Consider the following 3,406-nt stretch of genomic DNA (forward strand, 5'->3'; position numbering starts at 1 on the left):
CGCTCCGGCCCTCGTCGCGGTCGGCTGCTTCAGCGTCGGCACCAACCAGGTCGACCTGCTGGCCGCGCGCAAGCGCGGTGTTCCCGTTTTCAACGCGCCGTTCTCCAACACCCGCAGCGTCGCCGAGCTCGTGATCGGCGAGATCGTGATGCTGCTGCGGCAGATCTTTCCGCGCTCGGTGTCGGCCCATGCGGGCGGCTGGGACAAGTCGGCGACCGGCAGCCGCGAGGTGCGCGGCCGCACGCTCGGCATCGTCGGCTACGGCAATATCGGCTCGCAGCTCTCGACCCTTGCCGAAGCCATGGGCATGCGCGTGATCTATTTCGACCGCACCGACAAGCTCCGTCACGGCAACACCGAGCCGGTCGAGAGGCTGGACGAGCTGCTGGCGCAGAGCGACGTCGTCAGCCTGCACGTGCCGGAGACGCCGGAGACCGCGGGCATGATCGGCGAGAAGCAGCTGCGGGCGATGAAGCCGGGCTCGTTCCTGATCAACAACAGCCGCGGCACCGTGGTCGATCTCGATGCGCTGGCGCGCGCCTTGCGCGACCGTCATCTCGCCGGTGCGGCCGTCGACGTGTTTCCGGTCGAGCCGTCCTCGAACGCGGATCGCTTCAACAGTCCGCTGCAGGGTCTCGAGAACGTGATCCTCACGCCGCATATCGGCGGCTCGACCGAGGAGGCGCAGGAGCGGATCGGCGGCGAGGTCGCGCGCAAGCTGGTCGACTATTTCGTCACGGGGTCGACCATGGGCGCGGTGAATTTCCCGGAAGTGCAACTGCATCTTCGGCCTTCCGGTGCGCGCTTCAGCCATGTCCATCGCAACGTGCCGGGCATGCTGAGGCGGCTGAACGAGGTCTTCCTCCAGCGCGACATCAACATCGCCGCACAATATCTGGAGACGGCGGGCGACCTCGGCTACGTCGTGCTCGACGCCGATCTCGGCGGCCATGACTCCAGCGAGCTGCTGCAGCAGATCCGCAGCCTCGAGGGGACGGTCGGCGCGAGACTGGTGTTCGAGCATTAGAGCATGATCCGGAGAAGTGCGAAGCGGCTTTCCGGAAAGATCATGCACAAACAACAACCTAAAGCGCGATGACGATTCATCCAAATCTCATCGCGCTTTAGCGCATCATTGACGGCCGGCCGGCGGTCGACTTCAATGCGGCCTCCTGAGCAAACAACAATAGAAACAGGAGGAAATGATGGCGCAATTGCGTGCGAAGCTCTACGCATTGCCTGTCGGCGCGGCGGCCTTGCTGGGGGCACATTGCGCCACGGCGGCGACGCTGGCGGAAGACGCCGAGACGGTCTGCAAGGGTCTCATCGGCGGCACTGATGCCATGAAGATCGACGCCGCGACGTTGCAGGCGCCGTCGCCTCTCGCCGTGGCCGAGCGTGGCGCGACGCCGTCCGGGCGCATCACGCCGGCCAATCCGCGCTTCTGCAAGGTGCTCGGACACATCGACCCGACCGATCCCACGGCACCGCCGATCAAGTTCCAGGTCAACCTTCCGGTCGAATGGAATGGCCGTTCGCTGCAATATGGCGGCGGCGGTTTCAATGGCGTGCTGATCACCGGCCTGGCGCTGCCGCCGGCCTATCCCTTCGACAAACCCTCGCCGCTGGCGCGCGGTTTCGCCACCTACGGCACCGACTCCGGTCATGAGACCAAGCAGGGCGAGCCGCCGCAGGTCTTCGCGCTGAACGACGAGGCGTTCGAGAATTTCGCCCATCGCTCCTACAAGAAGGTGCGCGATGCGGCGGTCACGCTGATGGAGCGCGCCTACGGCAGGAAGCCGGACAAGATGTACTTCATGGGCTCGTCCGAAGGCGGCCGCGAAGGCCTTACCATGGCGCAGCGCTACCCTGACGATTTCGACGGCATCTTTGCCCGCGTGCCCGTGATCAACTGGGTCGGCTTGCAACACGCCGGTACGCGCTCGGGCCTGGTGACCATGGGCGAGGGCTGGATCAATCCGGCGCAGGTGAAGCTGGTCGGCGATGCCGTGCGGACGGCCTGCGACAAGGCCGACGGCTCCGACGACGCGCTGGTCGCGGATCCCGTCGCGTGCAAGGCGGCATTCAAGGTCGAGACGCTGCGCTGCGCGGCGGGCCAGAGCGGAGATCACTGTCTCACCGATCCCCAGATCAAGGCGATCAACACGCTGCACGCCATCTACAAATTCCACTTCGCGCTCGCCAACGGTCTCGACGACTATCCGGGTTGGGGCGTCTCCGGCGAGGACATCCCCGCGATTGGCCCGACCGGCGGCTGGGTCGCGTGGTGGCTCGGGACCGCGCCGCCAGCACAGCCGCCCGCGCCGAACAACGGCATCGCCTGGATCTACGGCGCCGGCGGCATTCAATACGTGTTCGCCCGCGATCCCAGGCTCGATGTCACCACTTACAAGGTGGAAGAGCACAAGGCGCGGCTGCTCGAAGTGTCGAAGCTGATGGATTCGACCGACCCAGATCTCAGCCGTTTCCGCGCGCGGGGCGGCCGGCTGATCATGCTCGAGCACATGGCCGACTACGCCCAGAGCCCCTATGCCGGCATCCGCTATTTCGAGAGCGTCGAGCGCAAGATGGGCAAGGCCGAAACGGCCGAGTTCGCGCGGCTCTACACCGCGCCGGGCGTCGACCATGTCGGCTCCGGCGCCCCGGCCAATGTCGACATGCTGAGCGTGCTGGTCGACTGGGTCGAGAACGGCAAGGCGCCGGGTGATCTCGAAGTCAGCGAACAGAAGGTCGAGGCGCCGTCGTTCGCGACACTGCGTGCGCTGCCGTTGTGCCGCTGGCCTTCCTGGCCGCGCCACAAGAGCGGCCCGGTAGCGGAGGCGTCCAGCTTTACCTGCGCGCGGTAGGAAAACGCGCGTTTGACAACCGCCTCGTGTCCGGCTATCTATTTCGCATGCGAAATAAAGAGGCCGGCGCAAGGCACCATCGGCTGATCTACCTGCTGACTGTCGCACATCGCCGCCTGCAGCGCTGGATGGCGACGCGGCCCGAGAGCGAGGTGACGCCGGCGCAGGCCGGGCTGCTGTTCGTCCTCGGCAGGCAGGACGGCGTGTTGATCGGCGAGGTGGGCGCGGCCCTCGATCTGGGGCCGGCCGGAATCTCCGGCCTCGTCGATCGCAGCGCTGCGGCGAGGCTGGTCGAGCGGCGGATCGATCGCGAGGACGGCCGCGCCTTCCGCGTCTGGCTCAATATCAACATCAGCCGCATCGTCCATGGTATCGTCCATATTCTCAACAAAATTGTCAGAGTCACTCGGTGATTCAAATAAGAGAGCTAATCTTTTCTTCTGTTGCTGTGACTTTTTCTCATCTTGGACCAATTTTTTCTTTTGTTTTAGCTCATCAAATTGTTTACCTTGAGCTGTACTACCGCGGTTGACCATACC

The 3,406-nt window shown here is 64.9% G+C and carries 2 protein-coding genes and 1 pseudogene; all 3 read left to right on the forward strand.

Annotated features, from left to right (window positions below; translation table 11 throughout):
- Positions 1-1,027: phosphoglycerate dehydrogenase (gene serA / locus JHD07_RS35765; protein WP_291630770.1), on the forward strand; the 1,027-nt coding region annotated here is incomplete at its 5' end.
- Between the two features lie 178 nt (positions 1,028-1,205).
- Positions 1,206-2,867 (forward strand): tannase/feruloyl esterase family alpha/beta hydrolase, encoded by a 1,662-nt coding sequence (locus JHD07_RS35770; RefSeq protein ID WP_291630771.1) that lies wholly within the window; start codon positions 1,206-1,208, stop codon positions 2,865-2,867.
- A 47-nt stretch (positions 2,868-2,914) separates the two neighbouring features.
- A pseudogene (locus JHD07_RS35775) lies at positions 2,915-3,208 on the forward strand (helix-turn-helix domain-containing protein); the annotation flags it as partial.
- Between the last annotated feature and the right edge of the window lie 198 nt (positions 3,209-3,406).

Source organism: Bradyrhizobium sp. (genome assembly GCF_016462955.1).
GTDB lineage: Bacteria > Pseudomonadota > Alphaproteobacteria > Rhizobiales > Xanthobacteraceae > Bradyrhizobium.

What these genes read in the sequence shown, in the direction of transcription:
- JHD07_RS35770 (WP_291630771.1), top strand. Translation starts at nt 1,206, where the DNA reads ATGGCGCAATTGCGTGCGAAGCTCTACGCATTGCCTGTCGGCGCGGCG.